Source organism: Lysobacter sp. SCRH-1R (assembly GCF_057747855.1).
Genome location: NZ_CM173227.1, coordinates 3,427,831 through 3,445,018, shown reverse-complemented (window position 1 = coordinate 3,445,018; position 17,188 = coordinate 3,427,831). Strand labels below are relative to the sequence as shown.

The window sequence follows — 17,188 nt, the reverse complement described above, 5'->3', positions numbered from 1 at the left end:
TCCTGCATGAAAAGTCCTGCATGAAAAACGCCGGGACGTGCCCGGCGTTCTCATGCGGGTCGCCATGCGGCGATCAGAAGATGTCGAACGCTTCTTCCGCCGGCGCCGTTTCCTGCGGACCGAAGTCGACGTAGCTCTGCATGCGTTCGAGGTCTTCGGCCTTCACCCACTCGATGATGCCGCCTTCGCCGCCGGGGATCAGCGCGCCGTTGCCGCCCACCGAGACCTTCACCATGCCTTCCGGCGGCTCGTTCACCGCCAGCGGCTGGTCCTTCAGCGCCACGCGCATGTAGTCGATCCAGATCGGCAGCGCGGCCTTGCCGCCGTACTCGCGATAACCCAGCGACTTGTAGTTGTCGCGGCCGACCCAGACGGTGGTGACGTACGGGCCGCCGATGCCGGAGAACCATGCGTCGCGGTGATCGTTGGTCGAACCGGTCTTGCCGCCGACGTCGTCGCGCTCGAGCACCTTCGCCGGCGTGCCCGTACCGCGCTTGACCACGTCGCGCAGCATCGAAACGATCTGGTAGGCGATGCGGCCGTCGATCGCGCGCGGCGCCAGCACCATGTTGCTGGTGTCGATGGCCGGCTTCTTCGGCTCGTCCTTCGGCGCTTCCGGCGTCGCCGCCTGCGCGCCGGAGGTGGCCGGGCCGAGATTGAAGCCGTCGACGACGGTGGTGTTCTGCACCGCGCGGCCGACCGTGCCGGGCACGCCGCATTCGGGGCACGCGACCGCGGGCTTTTCCTTGAACACCACCGCGCCTTCGCGATCCTTCACTTCATCGATGAACCACGGCGTGATGCGGAAACCGCCGTTGGCGAACACCGCGAAGCCGCGCGCGACGGACAGCGGCGTGAGCGACGCGGTGCCCAGCGACATCGACAGGTTCGGCGGCAGTTCGGCTTCGTCGAAACCGAAGTGGCTGATGTACTTGCGCGCGTAGTCCACGCCGATCGCATCGAGCAGTCGCACCGAGACGAGGTTGCGCGACTGCACCATCGCTTCGCGCAGACGCATGGGGCCTGCGAAGTTGCCGGTGTCGTTCTGCGGACGCCAGATGTGGCCGCGGCGATCCTTGAACACCACCGGCGCGTCGAGCACCACGGACGCCGGATTGAAGCCGCGTTCGAACGAGGCCGCGTAGACGAACGGCTTGAAGCTCGAACCCGGCTGGCGGCGCGCCTGCGTGGCGCGGTTGAACTTCGCGCCGGCGAAGCTGTAGCCGCCGGACAGGGCGCGCAGCGCGCCGTTGGACGGCTCCAGCGACACCAGCGCGGCCTGCGCCTGCGGCACCTGGTCGAGGCGGTAGCGCGGCGGCGGCGGGACATCGCCCGGCTTCACCGGTGCGTTGGATTCGATACGGCTCACGCGGACCAGATCGCCGCGCTTGACCAGGCTCGCCGGCGCGCGTCCGCCCCAACCCTGGTCGTTGCCGAGTTCGACCTGGCTGCCGTCGGCGAGTACCAGTTGCACCTGGCTGCCACTGACGCGCGTGACGATCGCCGGCAGCAGCGCCGCCTGCGCCGCGACGTTGCGCAGGCGCGCGCGAACGGCGGTGGCATCTTCGTTCGGGGCGAGTTCGAAATGCTGCTCCACGCCATGCCAGCCGTGGCGACGGTCGTACACCGCCAGGCCGTCGCGCACCGCCTTGTCGGCCGCGGCCTGCAGCACCGGATCGATGGTGGTGGTGACGTGGTAGCCCTTGGTCAGCGCCTCGTTGCCGAAGCGCGCGACCATCTCCTGGCGCACCATCTCGGCCACGTACGGCGCGTACACCTCGACCGGGCGCTCGTGCGGTGTGGCGTGCATCGGCACGGCCTTGGCCTGGTCGGCCTCGGCTTGGCTGATGAACTTCAGCTCGGCCATGCGATCGAGGATGTAGTCGCGGCGCACCTTCGCGCGCTCGGGATTGCTCAGCGGATTGCCGCTGGACGGGAACTTCGGAATGCCGGCCAGCGAGGCCATTTCATCGAGCGCGAGCTCGTTGAGCTTCTTGCCGTAGTAGAACTCCGCCGCCGCCGCGACGCCGTAGGCGCGGTTGCCGAAGAAGCTCTTGTTCAAGTACAGCTCGAAGATCTCGTCCTTGCTCAGCTCGCGCTCCATGCGCATCGCCGTGGCCATCTCGGCGAGCTTGCGCGTGTAGCTGTATTCGTTGCTGAGGAAGAACTGGCGTGCGACCTGCTGGGTGATGGTCGAGCCGCCCGGCACGCGCTTCGCATCGGTGGTGGCGATGAGCCACACCGCGCGCGCGACGCCCTTGAAGTCGACGCCGTGGTGCTTGTAGAAGCGCGCGTCCTCGATGGCGAGGAACGCCTGCTTCTGCCGCTCCGGCACGTCCTGGATCGACACCGGGTAGCGGCGCGTCTCGCCGAACAGCGCCATCAGGCGGCCGTCCTTGGCGTAGACGTACATCGGCTCCTGCATCTCCACCGCGCGCAGGGTTTCCACGTCGGGCAGCTTGGGAGCCACCAGGTAGTACAAAGTGCCCAGGGCGATGGCGCCGAGAAGGGCCAGGCCGGCCAGCGCGAACAGCGCCCAGCGCAGCAGGCGGCGAAGACGGGGCATCAAGCAGATTCCGATTGCGGGTGTAGTGGGCGTGGAGTATAGAGGAGCGGGGAAGGGGGTTTTTTAAGCGCAGGACACCGGCGGAACGCGCAGCCGGCAAGGCGGCGCGGGCGTGGCGACCCGGGGGTGGGTCGGCCGGCCGGAAGGGCGCCGCGACAGGTTGGAAAGTGACGCAGTAAGGCAATTCGGAAGGAAACGGTTGCCAGCCTGTGCAAACTTGGTTATTTAAAGCGGGGTCACACAAGGCGCACGTAAGCGCCTGTGACAAGGGGAAAATATCGTGGGGATCGTCACAAAAAGCCAGCCGGCGCTCGTCGGCGTGGATATCAGTTCGACTGCCGTAAAGCTGTTGCAGCTCTCCCGGGCCGGCAACCGCTACCGCGTCGAGCATTACGCGGTCGAGCCGCTGCCGCCCAACGCCGTGGTCGAGAAGAGCATCGTCGAGGTCGAGGCCGTCGGCGAGGCGATCCGTCGCGCGGTCGCGCGTTCGGGCACGCGCGCCAAGCACGCCGCCGCTGCGGTGGCCGGATCGTCGGTCATCACCAAGGTCATCCCGATGCCGGGCGACCTGGACGAGGACGAGCTGGAATCGCAGGTCGAACTGGAGGCGGTGAACTACGTCCCGTACCCCATCGAGGAAGTCAACCACGATTTCGAAGTGCTGGGCCCGATGCCCGGCAGCCCGGACATGCTGCAGGTGCTGCTCGCCGCGTCGCGTTCGGAGAACGTCGAAGTGCGCGCGTCGGCGCTGGAGATCGGCGGCCTCACCCCGAAGGTGATGGACGTCGAGGCCTTCGCGCTCGAGAACGCCTTCGCGCTGGTCGCCGACCAGCTCGGCGGTCCGCGCGATGGCCTGATCGCGCTGGTCGATTCGGGCGCGACGATGACCACGCTCAACGTGCTGCGTAACGGCCGCAGCCTGTACGCGCGCGAGCAGGTCTTCGGCGGCAAGCAGCTCACCGACGAGGTCATGCGCCGCTACGGCCTGAGCTACGAGGAAGCCGGGCTGGCCAAGCGCCAGGGTGGCCTGCCGGAGAGCTACGAAGCCGAAGTGCTCGAACCCTTCAAGGAGGCGATGGTCCAGCAGATCAGCCGCCTGCTGCAGTTCTTCTACGCCGGTAGCGAGTTCAACCGTGTCGACCAGATCGTGCTGGCCGGCGGTTGCGCCTCCATCGCCGGCATCGCCGAGATGGTCGAGGAGCAGCTCGGCGTTCCCACCACCATCGCCAACCCGCTGGCGCACATGACGCTCGGCCCGCGCGTGCAGGCGCATGCGCTGGCGCAGGACGCCCCGGCCCTGATGATCGCCTGCGGCCTCGCCCTGAGGAGCTTCGACTGATGGCACGCATCAACCTCCTCCCGTGGCGCGAAGAGCGCCGCAAGCAGCGGCAGAAGGAAACCGGGCTGATGCTCGGTGCGGCGGCGATCGGCGCGTTGCTGCTGTCGTTCGTCATCGTCAGCTACTACAACGGCCAGATCGACGGCCAGAACGAGCGCAACACGTTCGTGCAGGGTCAGATCGACGAGGTCAAGAAGAAGAACGAGGAAATCAAGGTCCTCGAAGAGAAAAAGGCCAAGTTGCTCGCGCGCAAGGAAGTGATCGAGAAGCTGCAGGCCAACCGCTCGCAGATGGTGCACCTGTTTGATTCGCTGGTGCGCACGATCCCCGACGGCGCGGTGTTGACCTCGATCAAGCAGGACAGCGAGACGCTCACGCTGGAAGGTCGCGCGCAGTCCAACGCGCGCGTCAGTACCTACATGCGCAACCTCGAGGGTTCGGGCTGGATGACCAATCCGGACCTGTCGATCATCGAGGCCAAGGGTAGCGACAAGGGCCTGCCGTACGTGTTCAAGCTGCAGGTCAAGCTCGCCAACCCGAACGCGCCGAAGGATGAGGACGGCGACGGCGTACCGGACGCACCGGCCGCGCAGATCGCCCAGTCGGGCGATGCCGGCGCCACGGCCGGCGCCGCTCCGGCCAGCGGCGCCCCGGCCGCGCCTGCCGCGACGCCGGCCGATGCCGCGGCGCAGCCGGCCTCCGCGCCCGCTGCTCCGACCGCAACACCCGCCACTGCGCCCTCGGCGCCGAATGCCACGCCGGCCCAGGGAGCGGCGTCATGAGCAAGAAGAAACCCATCAAGCTCAACGAACTGGACTTCAACAACATCGGCGGCTGGCCGCAGCAGGCCAAGATCGGCCTGTGCGGCGTGATCGTCGTGGTGATCGTCGGCCTGGCCTGGTACCTGTTCGTCAGCGACCAGCGCAGCGAACTGGAAAACCTGGAAAGCAAGGAAGTCGCGCTTCGCACCGAGTTCGAAGCCGAGCAGGGCAAGGCCGCCAACCTCGAGCCGCTCAAGCAGCAGCTCGCGCAGATGGAGCAGCAGCTGCAGCAGATGCTGCGCCAGCTGCCCAGCAAGACCGAGATGCCTGACCTGATCGTCGACATCTCGCAGACCGCGCTGGCCACCGGCATCACCAACGAGTTGTTCCAGCCCGGCCCCGAGGAACCCAAGGAGTTCTACGCCGAGAAGCCGATCGCGCTGCGCATGGTGGGCAGCTACCACCAGTTCGGCGGGTTCGTCAGCGGCGTCGCCTCGCTCCCGCGCGTGGTGATCATGACCATGCACGACATCTCGCTGAAGCCGCGCGGCAAGGAAGGCGGCGTGATCACGCCCAACAGCCCGCTCGAACTCGCCGGCACGGTGAAGACGTACCGTTACCTGGACGAACAGGAAGTCCAGGAGCAGGAAGCCGCCGCGCAGTCGACCGCCGGCAAGAAGGAGGGCACCTGAGATGCGCGCATTGTTGAACCGTGACGGCGCCGCACCGCTGCGTGTCCTGGCGGCGATCGCGCTGGCGCTCGGTCTGGCCGCGTGCTCGCGCGGCGTCACCAGCACGCCAGGCGACGCTCCGAACCTGGAGAAGTGGATCGCGGAAGTGAAGGCGCGTCCGGCACCGCCGCTGGATCCGCTGCCGGTGATGCAGCAGTTCGAGACGTTCGAATACAACGCCTATGCGCTGCGCGATCCGTTCAGCACCGCCTTTACCGACGAAGACGGCGGCAACGGTCCGCGTCCGGACGCCGGACGCCGCAAGCAGACGCTGGAACAGTTCCCGCTGGACAGCCTCGACATGGTCGGCACGCTCGGCAAGGGGAGCAGCGTGGTCGCGCTGGTGATGGCGCCCGACAAGGTGACCTATCGCGTGACGCCGGGGAACTACATGGGGCAAAGCGACGGTCGCGTGACCGGCGTGTTCGAGGACCGCATCGAGCTGGTGGAACTGGTGCCGGATGGCGCGGGTGGATGGTTGGAGCGTCCGGCCACGGTCGCGCTTGAAGATCAATGATTCTTGGGGGAATGCACGATGACCGTTTCTAAACCGGCCCGATTTGAACCGGGTAGCTCCAGCGCGCGCGCTGAGCGTCGCCCCCTGCTGCGCAGCGGGTCCATCGGCCTGCTGATCGGCGCGATCGCCGCCGTCAGCGCCGTCCACGCCGCTTCGCCCGCGCCGACCGCCGGCACGGTCGTCGCGCCGCCGGCCAGCTTGGATCCGTCCAAGCAGCTGCCGGGCACCGTCGAGGTGTCCAACATCGACTTCAAGCGCGGCAGCGACGGCGCCGGCCGCCTGGTCGTGAAGTTCAGCGGCGATGGCGCCGCGCCGGACCTGCGCAACCAGGGCCAGAGCGTGATGGTGAACGTGGGCAACGCCACGCTGCCCGACTCGCTGCGCAAGTCGCTCAACGTCGTCGACTTCGCCACGCCGGTGCAGCGCATCGACGCGCGCGCCAGCGGCGCGGGCACGCAGCTCGTGCTCGACATGAGCGGCAACTTCGAATCGATGGCCTACCAGACCGGTCGCGAGTACATCGTCGAGATCGTGCCCCGCACCGGCTCCGCCAAGGGCCGCGCCGTCGGCCAGACCACCACCGGCAAGGCCGCGACCGGCGCTTCGCGCGGTTACAGCGGCCGTCCGGTGACGTTCAACTTCCAGGACGTGCCGGTGCGCACCGTCCTGCAGCTGATCGCCGAGGAGTCCGGCCTCAACGTGGTGGCCGCGGACACCGTGACCGGCAACGTCACCCTGCGCCTGACCAACGTGCCGTGGGATCAGGCGCTGGACATCGTGTTGCAGGCCAAGGGCCTGGACAAGCGCCGCAGCGGCAACGTCGTGTGGGTCGCCCCGCAGGCCGAGATCGCCAAGTACGAGCAAGACAAGGAAGACGCGCGCATCGCGCTCGACAATCGCGTCGACCTGCAGACCGAGTACGTGCAGATCAACTACCACAACGCCCAGCAGATCTTCAAGGCGCTGACCGAGGCCAAGGGCATCGGCGGCAGTGGCGGTGGTGGCGGTGGTGGTCAGGGCGGCAACACCGACAGCGGCTTCCTCTCGCCGCGTGGCCGCCTGGTCGCCGATGAGCGCACCAACACGCTGATGATCAGCGACATCCCGAAGAAGATCGCGGAGATGAAGCAGCTCATCCACGTGATCGACCGTCCGGTGGACCAGGTGCTGATCGAAGGTCGCGTGGTCATCGCGCAGGACACCTTCGCCCGCGAACTCGGCGCGCGCTTCGGCATCGCCGGTACGAAGGACGGCAAGTACTTCTTCAACGACACCATCGAGAACAACGACGCCACGCGCGGTTCGCTGGCCGAAGCGGGCCAGTCGGGCGACCTGCCGACGCTGTTCAAGGGCCCCATGAGCAATCTCGGTGTCGTGAACCCCGCCGGTTCGGTGGCGCTGCAGATCCTCAACGCCGGCTACGCGCTGGACATCGAGTTGTCGGCAATGCAGGAAGAGGGCCGTGGCGAGGTGATCTCCAACCCGCGCATCGTCACCAGCAACCAGCGCGAAGCCGTGATTCGTCAGGGCCAGGAAGTGGGTTACGTGACGATCTCCCCGCAGAGCGGCACGAACACCATTCCGATTCCGAACGTGCAGTTCAAGGATGTGCTGCTGGAGCTGAAGGTCACGCCGACCATCACGCATGATGGCCGCGTCTTCCTCAACATGAACGTGAAGAAGGACGAGGTCGAAGGTTTCGTCGATACCTCCATCGGCCAGGTGCCGACCATCGCCAAGCGCGAGGTCAACACCGCCGTGCTGGTCGAGGATGGCCAGACCGTGGTCGTGGGCGGTGTGTACGAGTTCCGCGATCGCAGCGACATCTCGAAGGTGCCCTTCCTCGGCGACATTCCTTTCCTGGGCAACCTGTTCAAGAAGAAGGGTCGCAGCAAGGACAAGGCGGAGTTGCTGATCATGATCACCCCGAAGGTGATGAAGGTCGAACAGCGGGGGTGAGCGGCCGCGCGGCCGCTAAAGCCCGGCCAGGATGGCCGGGCAGGGCGATCCAACGCCCATAAGGCATCGCCATGGACGGCGACCTCATCGCTACAGAATCCGGTGATGCGCGGCACTGCCACGTGGCCTGCCGAACGCCCGGTCGGTTGGCCGGGCCATCCAACGCGCATAAGGCATTGCCGTGGATGGCGACCCCATCGCTACAGAATCCGGTGATGCGCGGCCCTGCCGTGTGGCCTGCCGAACGCCCGGTCAGTTGGCCGGGCGATCCGAAGCCATCAAGGCATCGAGTGGATGGCGACCGCATCACCATGGATGGCGACCTCAGCGCTGCGGAACGGGGCATGCGCGGTACTGCCGCATGGGCCTGCCGAACGCACGGCGGCCCCCGGCAAGACGATGGCAAGGGGAAGCGCACAGCGCCACATCCCGAGGCCGTGGGGGCGAACCCAGCGTCCGCCACGCCGCCCCAAACCTCCCGCACCGACGGCCGCACGAATCGCGCCGCCTCCGCAGTTACACCCAGGGGCTCCCAGCGGAGCCTTTCGCATTTCATTGCTGAATGAATGACACAGCACGTGAACTGCCACGTCCGTCTTCGGTCAAACTGGCCCGGATTCCCCAACGAGACCGCCATGGACCGCCGCAGCGATGATCTTCCCCGCCTGTACGACGCCTTCCGCGCCCTGCGGGAGGCCTTATCGGCGCAGATCGTCGGCCAGGCGGCGCTGATCGACCGCCTGTTGATCGTCCTGCTGGCCGATGGCCACCTGCTCGTCGAAGGCGCCCCGGGCCTGGCGAAGACCTCGGCGATCCGCGCGCTCGCCGCGCGCCTGGAAGCCGAGTTCGCCCGCGTGCAGTTCACGCCCGACCTGCTGCCGGCGGACCTCACCGGCACCGAGGTCTGGCGCCCGCAGGAGGGCCGCTTCGAATTCCAGGCCGGCCCGATCTTCCATCCGATCCTGCTCGCCGACGAGATCAACCGCGCCCCGGCCAAGGTCCAGTCCGCCTTGCTGGAGGCGATGGGCGAGCGCCAGGTCACCGTTGGGCGCGCGACCTACGCGCTGCCGCAGCTGTTCCTGGTGATGGCCACGCAGAATCCGATCGAGCAGGAAGGCACGTTCCCGCTGCCCGAGGCGCAGCTCGACCGCTTCCTGATGTACGTCCGCATCGGCTACCCGCAGGCGGCGGCGGAAGCCGAGATCCTCCGCCTCGCCCGCGATCGCGCGCGCCAGACCACGCAGCACGTCGCGACCGCCATCGAGCGCATGTCGCTGGACGACGTCTTCGCCGCGCGCAATGCCGTGCTGGACCTGCATCTGGCGCCGGCGGTCGAACGCTACCTGATCGAACTCGTGCTCGCCTCGCGCGATGCCGCGCGCTACGACGCGACGCTCGCCCGCCGCATCGCCTGGGGCGCGAGCCCGCGCGGTTCGATCGCGCTGGAGCGCTGCGCACGCGCGCATGCCTGGCTGGCGGGCCGCGATTTCGTCACGCCCGACGACGTGCGCGCGGTCGCGCCGGACGTGCTGCGCCATCGCATCCTGCCCAGTTACGAAGCCACAGCCGAAGGCTGGGACGGCGAGCGCCTCGTCGCCGAACTGCTGCAGCGCGTGCCGTTGCCGTGACGTTCGCTTTCGAGACGGATCGAGCCTCGTGAACATGCGTCTCGCGACACGGAACCGGCTCGTGAAGCCTTGCGCCTGATCCGTTTCCATCCGTCCGATCCGCGTTCAACCGCTCCCCAATCGAACCGTGCAGAAAACCCCGCCATCCCATGATGAAGCCACCGGCAACGGCGTCACGCCGACGCTGCCGGAACTCGTCGCGTTGCGTCAGGCGGTCGCGGGAAGACGGCCCGCGCAGCGCGGCCGCTTCGGCGTGAGCGGACATGCGCTGTCGCCCTTGCGCGGGCGCGGCATGGAGTACGCCGAATCGCGCGAATACGTCGCCGGCGACGACGCGCGCCACATCGACTGGCGCCTCACCGCGCGAACCGGCCGCGCGCACACCAAGCTGTTCCAGGCCGAGCGCGAACGCCTGAGCCTGATCGTCGCCGACACGTCGCCGTCGCTGTATTTCGGCACGCGCGTGCGCTTCAAGTCGGTGCAGGCCGCACGTGCCGGCGCGGTGGCCGCTTGGGCCGCGGTACGCGACGGCGACCGCATCGCCGCCCTGCGCGGGAGCTTGCGCGAAGCGCCGATCGCGCCCGCTGCCGGTCCACGCGGTGCGCTGCGGGTGCTCGATGCGCTCACGCGGTGGTACGCGCGTGCGCCGGACGACGACGCCGGCCTCGGCGTCGCGCTCGACCACGCGCAGCGCCTGCTGCGTCCCGGTTCGCGGCTGGTCGTGCTCGCCGATCCGGAAAGCGTCGCCGCGCTGCCCGCGCAACGCTGGCCCGCGCTGACCCACCATCACGAAGTCATCGTGTTGCTGCTGACCGATCCGCTGGAAGTCGCACCGCCGAAGGCGTCGCTGCCGTTCGTGAGCGCCGATGGCGAGCCGCGCGCCACGCACCGCATCGACGTCGATCTCTCCGTCGCAGCGCAACGACAGGCCTGGCGCGCCGAGTTTGGGCGCCCGCTCGAAGCCGCGCTCGCGCAACTGCCCGCGCGCGGCGTGCGCGTGCAGGCGCTCTCCACGCAGGCGGATAGCGCATCGTGGCTGCCGCTGCTCGGCCGCAACCGGCCGCTGGTGGCGTGATGGGCGCGCCCGCTTCGCTCGTGCTGCGCGACATCCATGCCACGCCCGCGCCGTCGTGGTGGCCACCGGCGCCGGGATGGTGGATCGTCGCCGGCATCGTCGTCGCGGCGTTCGCGCTGCTTGCAGGGTGGCGACTTCGCGCACGCCGGCGTCGCGACGCCATCGCCGCGTTGTTCGATCGCGAAGTCGATGCCGCACCGAACCCGCCGCAGCAGATCGCAGCGATGTCCGAACTCCTGCGCCGCGCCGCACGACGGCACGACGCACGCGCCGATACGCTGCACGGCGAGGACTGGCTGCGTCATCTCGACGCCGCCGCGACGAACGCGAAACGCAAGGCGCCCGTGCGGACCGATTTCTCCGAAGGTCCGGGGCGGCTGCTGCTCGACGGCGGTTTCCGGCGTGACGTGGATGCCGGCGAAGTCGCTGCATTGCGCGCGCTGGCGCGCCAACGCTTCCTGCAATGGATGGGCGCCGCCGGATGATGGACGCCCTGCTCGCACCATTGGCCGTCCTGCACGACAGCTTCGCGTGGCCGTGGATGCTGCTCGCGCTGCCGCTGCCGTGGTTCGCGCGCTGGGTGCTGCCGCCGGCGCGGCATGCGTCGTCCGCGGCGTTGCGCGCGCCGTTCGGCGAACGCCTCGATCGCGTCGCGCACGCCGGCGGTCGCACCGCGTTCGGCGCGCGCACGGGCTGGCTCGTGTGGCTGGCGTGGATCGCGCTGTGCGTCGCGGCGGCACGGCCGCAGCAGCTTGGCGATGCCGTGCAGCCGCCGCAGGTCGGCCGCGACCTGATGCTCGCGCTCGACCTCTCCGGCAGCATGCGCGAGCCGGACATGGAACTCGGTGGCAGCACGGTGGATCGTCTCACCGCGGCCAAGGCCGTGCTTGCCGACTTCCTCGATCGCCGCCGCGGCGATCGCGTGGGCCTCATCGTCTTCGGCCGCCGTGCGTATGCGCTCACGCCGCTGACGCTCGACCTGACTTCCGTGCGCCAGCAGCTGGACGACAGCGTGATCGGCCTGGCCGGTCAGGAGACCGCCATCGGCGACACCATCGCGCTCGCGGTCAAGCGCCTGCGCGGTCAACCGGCGGAGCAGCGCGTGCTGGTGCTGCTCACCGACGGCGTGAACACCGCCGGCCTGCTCGAACCGAAGAAGGCCGCCGAGATCGCCCAGGCCGAAGGCGTGCGCATCCACACCATCGCGTTCGGCGGCGAAGGCACGATGTCGCTGTTCGGACTGCCCGTGCCGATGCCCGGCGGTGGCGACGAGATCGACGAATCCACGCTGCGCGACATCGCGCGCAGCACGGGCGGACGCTTCTTCCGCGCGCGCGACACCGGACAGCTGGCAGGCATCTATGCCGAGATCGATCGCCTCGAACCGGTCGAGCGTCCTGGCCAAGCGGTGCGCCCGCGCATCGAACGGTATCCGTGGCCGCTCGGCGTGGCGTTCGCGTGCGCGCTGCTGGCCTTCGCGTGGCCGCGACGGAGGGCGGCATGAATCCCTTCGCCGATCTGTCGCTCGCCGCGCTGCACCTGCTGCGTCCGCAGTGGCTGTGGGCGCTGCTCGCACTGCCGCTGCTGCTGGGGCTGTGGCGCGTGCGGCGACGCCGCACCAGCGTCTGGCGCGAGAACGTCGATGCACATCTGCTACCGCACCTGCTGGTCGAACGCGGTGGCGCGCGCGTGCGCTGGGGCGCGTGGGTCGCCGGTCTCGCGTACGTGCTCGCGGTGCTCGCGCTTGCCGGTCCGAGCTGGCGGCAGAGTCCGCAGCCGCTGTGGCAGAGCCGCACGCCGCTGGTGGTCGCGGTGGATCTGTCCGGCGCGGCGCTCGCGGCCGATCTTCCGCCTTCGCGCCTCGCGCAGGCGCGCGCGAAACTCTCCACGCTGCTGCGCGAACGCCAGGGCGGGCAGGTCGCGCTGGTCGCCTTCGCCGACGATGCGTTCACCGTCGCGCCGCTCACCGAGGACGCCGCGAACGTCGCTCTGTTCCTGGATGCGCTGTCGCCCGACGTGATGCCGGTCGACGGCCAGCGCGCCGATCGCGCGATCGAATGGTCCGCGCAGCTGCTCAGGCAATCCGGTTTCGATCGCGGACGCATCCTGGTGATGACCGACCACGCAGGCGAGGGCGCCACTGATGCGGCTTCGCGCGCGGTGCAGCAGGGCTATCGCGTGGACGTGCTCGGCGTGGGCGGCGAGAACGCAGTGCCGTACCGGCGCAGCGACGGCGCGTTCGCCAACGCGCGGCTCGACGAAGGCTCGCTGCGCGGCCTCGCATCCGCCGGCAACGGCCGCTATGCGCGCATCGCCAGCGACGACGGCGACCTGCGCGCGCTGGGCGTGCTCGATCCCAACGACGCCGGCGACGCCACGCGCGTGGACGGCAAGCGCGGCAGCGCGTGGCAGGACGAGGGCTACTGGCTGCTGCCGCCGCTGATGCTCCTGGCACTGTTCGCGTTCCGGCGGCGTGCGGCGCTGGCGGTGGTCGCGCTGTGCGTGCTGTGGACGCCGGTGAAGGCCGCCGACCTGTGGCGCCGCGCCGACCAGGTCGAACACGCGCGCATCGAACAAGGCAACGACGCGTATCGTCGTGGCGATTTCGACGCCGCCGCGCAGGCCTACCAGTCCGGCGACAGCGCCGACGCGCACTACAACCGCGGCAACGCGCTGGCGAAGGCGGGGCAGTATCCGCAGGCGATCGCCGCCTACGACGAAGCGCTCAAGCGCCAGCCGGGCATGGCGGACGCGATCGCCAACAAGCGCGCCGTGCAGGCCGCGATGCAGCGCAAGCCGCCGCCGCAGGGCGGAGGTTCGGGCGGGCAGTCGAAGGATCCGCAGCAGCAGAAGCCCGACCAGAAGCCGCAATCCGGCCAGGGCCAGCAGGGTTCGCAATCGCAGCAGCCACAACCGCAGGATTCGCAGCCGCAGGGTGCGAAGCAGGACCCGCAGCCGCAGTCGCGCTCGAAACTGGAAGCCGGCGATTCGCAGCAGCAGCGCGAGGCCGACGCCGCACTGCGCGAACGCATGCAGCGCGCCCTGGAGCAGCAGGGGCAGGGCAAGCCGCAGGAACAGGCGCAGCGGCGCGGCGAAACCCCGCAGCAACGCGAGCAACGCCTGGCCAACGAAGCCTGGCTGCGCCGCGTGCCGGACGATCCGGGCGGCCTGCTGCGCGAGAAATTCCGCATCGAGCACGAACGCCGCCGCTCCGGAGGCGAGGTCAACGAATGAACGTCGCGAGCTTCCCTCCGTCACGGCCCATGGCGTCGCGCCTGTTCGCCCGCGCGTCGCTGCTGTTGCTGCTCGTGCTGGCGAGCCTTCCCGCTGCCGCGCAGGTGCGCGCGTGGCTGGATCGCGACCGCATCGCGATGGGCGAGACGGTGACGCTCAACATCGAAAGCACCGCGGCCACGACCTCGACCGAGCCCGATTACGCGCCGCTGCTCACCGATTTCTTCGTCAGCGGCCGCACCAGCCGGCGCGAGTTCGTGATGAGCGGCGGACGCAGCACGATCCGCACGCTCTACGCGATCGCGCTGCGCCCGAAGCGCGACGGCGTGATCACGGTGCCGGCGCTACGCGTCGGCAGCCTGCAGACGCAGCCGATCCCGCTGACCGTCGCGCCATCCGCCGCGCCGCCGCCGACGCGCACGGAGGACGTCTTCATCGAAAGCGAGGCGGACGATCCCGATCCGTACGTGCAGCAGTCGGTGGGCTGGGTGGTGCGGCTGTATTCGGCCACGCCGCTGATCTCCGGGCAGCTCGACCAGGAAGCGCCGGAAGGCGCGTCGCTGCAGCGCGTCGGCGACGATGCGCAATACCAGCGCGACATCGGCGGCCGTCGTTACCACGTGGTCGAACGCCGCTTCCTGCTGGTGCCCGAGCGCAGCGGCGTGCTGACGGTGCCGCCGGCGCGTTTCGAAGGTCGCGGTGCGGGCGGCTTCTTCGACGATCTGCTCGGCGGGCGCGGCGGTGCGCTGCAAGCGCAGGGTGCGCCGCGCAAGCTCGACGTCCAGCCGGCACCCGCGAACGCGCCGCAGCCGTGGCTGCCGTTGCAGAACCTGACGCTGCGCTACCAGTCCACGCCGCAGGAACTGCGCGTGGGCAGCGCCGCGACGGTGACCGTCGAAGCCGTCGCCGACGGCGCCACCGCCGCGCAGATGCCCGAACTGCAACTGCCGCCGATCGACGGCGTGCAGGTGTTCGCCGAACCGGTGCAGGCCGACGAGCGCTTCGTCGATGGTCGCCCGCGGGTGAAGCTCACGCGGCGCTTCTCGCTGGTGCCGGCCCGCGAGGGAGGCGCGCAGCTGGCCGGCCTGCAACTGCGCTGGTGGGACGTGCGCGACGGCGTGGCGCAGACCTCCAGCCTGCCGCCGCTGTCGTGGACCGTGCTGCCCGGCACGACAACGGGCGCGAGCCCCGCGCCCGCGACGCCTTCGACGTCGGTGCCGGGCGATGTGGCCGCGACCGGGCCCGGTGAGCGCGACGCGCGCTTCGCCGACCTCGGCGGCGCGAACAAGGCCTGGGTGCTCGCGGCGCTGCTGTTCGCGGCGCTGTGGTTGTTCACGCTGGTGTGGGGCCTGCATCGCGGCGATGCCGCCAAGATCGCGACAAAATCCCAGGGCGACGCACCATCGACACCGCCGTCAGGCCATGTGGACCTGAAGCGGCTGATCGACCGCGGCGATCTCGGCGACGTCGCCGACGCGCTGTGCGCGCTCGCGCACCCGCCGGCACGCGACCTGGACGAGGTCCGCGCGCGCCTGGACGACGCCGACCAGCGCGACGCCGTCGACGAACTCCAGCGCGCACGCTGGGGCGGTGGCAGCGCCATCACCGCGCGTGAGCGCCTGCGCCGGGCGTTCGCGAAGGGGCCGTCGTGGCGTTCCATACCCGCGCGAACGGTTTCGCCGTTGCCGCCGTTGTATCCGTAGGACGCGGCCCGGAGCCGTGGTTCGACGACAGGGGAGGGCCCGCGCGGTGCGGGCCCGGATCCCGGCCTTCGCCGGGATGACGGGGCAGAGGGGCCGTCATCCGCTTTCCCGAATCCCCGCCTCTGCTACTCTCGCCGGCTGATTTTGCCCGGAGAGAGCCCCGCATGAGCCACGCAAGCCTGCCCGACGCCACGATGCCGGCGAAGGGAATGCCCCTCCACATCAAGGTGATGCTGGGCTTCGTCGCGGGTGCGGTGCTGGGCCTGATCGCGCACTTCATCGCACCGGGCTCCCCGTTCGTGCTCGGTGCGGTGGGCTATGTCGCGCAGCCGATCGGACAGCTGTTCCTCGCGCTGCTCTTCATGCTGGTGCTGCCGCTGATGTTTTCTGCGCTGGTGCTGGGCGTGGCCGAACTGGGCGACGTCGCGAGCCTCGGCCGCCTCGGCTGGCGCACGCTGATCTACACCGCCGTGGTCACGCTGATCGCCGTCGCCATCGGCCTGATGATGGTGAACCTGATCGGCCCCGGCCACGGGCTCGATCGAGGCATGCTCGACCAGGCCATGGCGCAGGGCGCGCAGAAGGCGGGCGAGATCGCCGCCACCGGCCAGCAGCTGGACTTCATGAAGATGCTGCTGGGCATCGTGCCGAAGAACGTGCTCGCCGCCGCGGTCGACGACAAGCAGAAGCTGGGCGTGATGTTCTTCGCGCTGATGCTCGGCATCGGCCTGGTGATGGCGCCGAGCCCGCACACGCAGGCGTTCAAGAACGCGGTGCAGGGCCTGTTCGAGATCTGCATGCGCCTGATCGGCATGATCATCAAGCTCGCGCCGTACGCGGTGGCGTGCCTGATGTTCGCGCTGTGCGCGCAGTTCGGCTGGGAACTGCTGCTGGTGCTGGGCAAGTTCGCGCTGACGGTGGTGCTGGCGATCGGCGTGCACATGTTCATCGTGCTGCCGCTGTGGGTGAAGTTCGCCGGCGGCATGAGTCCGCGCGCGTTCTTCCGCGGCAGCCAGGAAGCGCTGCTGACCGCGTTCGCCACCGCCTCGTCGACCGGCACGCTGCCGGTGACGCTGCGCGTGGCCGAGCAGAACCTGAAGCTGCCGCGCAAGGTCGCGCGCTTCGTGCTGACCGTGGGCGCGTCGGCGAACCATCACGGCACCGCGCTGTTCGAAGGCATCACCGTGCTGTTCCTCGCGCAGGCGTTCGGCGTCGAACTGACGCTGATGCACCAGGTGATGGTGCTGGGCCTGTGCCTGCTCGGCGGCATCGGCACCGCAGGCGTCCCGGCCGGTTCGTTGCCGGTGATCGCCATGATCTGCGCCGTGCTCGGCATCCCGGCCGAAGGCGTCGGCATCATTCTCGGCGTCGACCGCTTCCTCGACATGTGCCGCACCTCGCTCAATGTCACTGGTGACCTCGCTACCGCCGTCGTCGTCGCGAACCGCAGCGGCGACGTGGCCGAGGGCGAGGTCGTGCTGCCGGCCGGCATCGCATCCGAAGCGGCGCCCGAAGCCGCGGGCTGACGCGCATAGCGCCGCCGGCACAATCCGGCGGCGCCGCACGCGTGCGTGCGAAATGCGCGCGCAAGGCGTGCGGAATGTGTCCCGGTGCGCGAAGTGGCGGATGAAGACGCCCTCCACGCGCGTTTCTGCATCATCCTGAACTCCCGCCG

The 17,188-nt window shown here is 69.4% G+C and carries 13 protein-coding genes; 12 read left to right on the top strand and 1 reads right to left on the bottom strand.

Annotation, left to right across the window (positions count from 1 at the left end):
- Positions 1–73: 73 nt before the first annotated feature.
- A complete protein-coding gene (locus tag AC3ANK_RS15760) occupies positions 74–2,566 on the bottom strand; it encodes a penicillin-binding protein 1A (protein ID WP_206861763.1) in 2,493 nt (830 codons plus the stop codon).
- A gap of 280 nt (positions 2,567–2,846) precedes the next feature.
- Here AC3ANK_RS15760 and AC3ANK_RS15755 point away from each other — a divergent pair, with 280 nt between their 5' ends.
- The 12 genes from AC3ANK_RS15755 to AC3ANK_RS15700 all read left to right on the top strand — a co-directional run bounded on the left by AC3ANK_RS15755 (position 2,847) and on the right by AC3ANK_RS15700 (position 17,039).
- A complete protein-coding gene (locus AC3ANK_RS15755; RefSeq protein ID WP_206861762.1) occupies positions 2,847–3,905 on the top strand; it encodes a type IV pilus assembly protein PilM in 1,059 nt (352 codons plus the stop codon).
- The gene (locus AC3ANK_RS15750) at positions 3,905–4,687 is read left to right on the top strand and encodes a PilN domain-containing protein (protein WP_206861761.1); all 783 of its coding nucleotides are present in this window, start codon (positions 3,905–3,907) and stop codon (positions 4,685–4,687) included. Before AC3ANK_RS15755 ends, AC3ANK_RS15750 begins: the two co-directional genes overlap by 1 nt.
- The gene (locus AC3ANK_RS15745; protein WP_206861760.1) at positions 4,684–5,358 is read left to right on the top strand and encodes a type IV pilus inner membrane component PilO; all 675 of its coding nucleotides are present in this window, start codon (positions 4,684–4,686) and stop codon (positions 5,356–5,358) included. The genes AC3ANK_RS15750 and AC3ANK_RS15745 overlap by 4 nt, the downstream gene beginning before the upstream one ends.
- A 1-nt stretch (position 5,359) precedes the next feature.
- Entirely contained in the window at positions 5,360–5,914 is a 555-nt protein-coding gene (locus AC3ANK_RS15740; RefSeq protein WP_206861759.1) for a pilus assembly protein PilP, read from the top strand.
- Between the two features lie 18 nt (positions 5,915–5,932).
- On the top strand, positions 5,933–7,873 hold the full coding sequence (locus AC3ANK_RS15735) for a type IV pilus secretin PilQ (protein ID WP_206861758.1): 1,941 nt from the start codon (positions 5,933–5,935) through the stop codon (positions 7,871–7,873).
- A 635-nt stretch (positions 7,874–8,508) separates the two neighbouring features.
- Positions 8,509–9,501, top strand: a complete 993-nt coding sequence (locus tag AC3ANK_RS15730) for an AAA family ATPase (RefSeq protein WP_206861757.1) — start codon at positions 8,509–8,511, stop codon at positions 9,499–9,501.
- A gap of 127 nt (positions 9,502–9,628) precedes the next feature.
- Entirely contained in the window at positions 9,629–10,576 is a 948-nt protein-coding gene (locus AC3ANK_RS15725; protein ID WP_206861756.1) for a DUF58 domain-containing protein, read from the top strand.
- On the top strand, positions 10,576–11,061 hold the full coding sequence (locus AC3ANK_RS15720; RefSeq protein WP_206861755.1) for a DUF4381 family protein: 486 nt from the start codon (positions 10,576–10,578) through the stop codon (positions 11,059–11,061). Before AC3ANK_RS15725 ends, AC3ANK_RS15720 begins: the two co-directional genes overlap by 1 nt.
- Positions 11,058–12,080 (top strand): vWA domain-containing protein, encoded by a 1,023-nt coding sequence (locus AC3ANK_RS15715; RefSeq protein WP_206861754.1) that lies wholly within the window; start codon positions 11,058–11,060, stop codon positions 12,078–12,080. The genes AC3ANK_RS15720 and AC3ANK_RS15715 overlap by 4 nt, the downstream gene beginning before the upstream one ends.
- Positions 12,077–13,810 carry a VWA domain-containing protein gene (locus tag AC3ANK_RS15710; protein ID WP_206861753.1) on the top strand — a complete coding sequence of 578 codons (1,734 nt, stop codon included), beginning with the start codon at positions 12,077–12,079 and terminating at the stop codon, positions 13,808–13,810. The genes AC3ANK_RS15715 and AC3ANK_RS15710 overlap by 4 nt, the downstream gene beginning before the upstream one ends.
- A gap of 29 nt (positions 13,811–13,839) precedes the next feature.
- The gene (locus AC3ANK_RS15705; RefSeq protein WP_206861752.1) at positions 13,840–15,513 is read left to right on the top strand and encodes a BatD family protein; all 1,674 of its coding nucleotides are present in this window, start codon (positions 13,840–13,842) and stop codon (positions 15,511–15,513) included.
- A gap of 164 nt (positions 15,514–15,677) precedes the next feature.
- The gene (locus AC3ANK_RS15700) at positions 15,678–17,039 is read left to right on the top strand and encodes a dicarboxylate/amino acid:cation symporter (protein WP_242525254.1); all 1,362 of its coding nucleotides are present in this window, start codon (positions 15,678–15,680) and stop codon (positions 17,037–17,039) included.
- Positions 17,040–17,188 lie beyond the last annotated feature (149 nt).